The organism is Cupriavidus sp. SIMBA_020 (assembly GCF_046535395.1).
GTDB classification, from domain to species: domain Bacteria; phylum Pseudomonadota; class Gammaproteobacteria; order Burkholderiales; family Burkholderiaceae; genus Cupriavidus; species Cupriavidus campinensis.
In genome coordinates, this window is sequence record NZ_JAWRWU010000110.1 from 1 (window position 1) to 407 (window position 407).

Consider the following 407-nt stretch of genomic DNA (forward strand, 5'->3'; position numbering starts at 1 on the left):
CTGCTGTGCGCCGAGCCCATGGTGTTCCGCACCGACGGCCTGTCGGCCACCTGGATGCTGTATTTCGGCATCGGCGCGGTGATCGTCGGCGCCATCCTGCTGGGCCGGCGCCGCATCGCCGCCGCGCTGCCGCCGCTGGAGGTGCTGGACGACATCATGTACCGCGCCATCGCCATCGGCTTCGCCTTCTTCACCGTGGCGACCATCCTGGGCGCGCTGTGGGCCGCGGACGCCTGGGGCGCCTACTGGCAGTGGGACCCCAAGGAAACCTGGGCGCTGATCGTCTGGCTGAACTACGCGGCCTGGCTGCACATGCGGTTGATCAAGGGCCTGCGCGGCACGATGGCGGCCTACTGGGCGCTGACGGGGCTGCTGATCACCGGCTTCGCCTTCCTGGGAGTGAACAT

The 407-nt window shown here is 69.0% G+C and carries 1 protein-coding gene; it reads left to right on the forward strand.

The features are described from left to right. On the forward strand, window positions 1–407 hold a 407-nt coding region (gene ccsA, locus SB751_RS28380), incomplete at both ends, for a cytochrome c biogenesis protein CcsA (protein WP_410748837.1).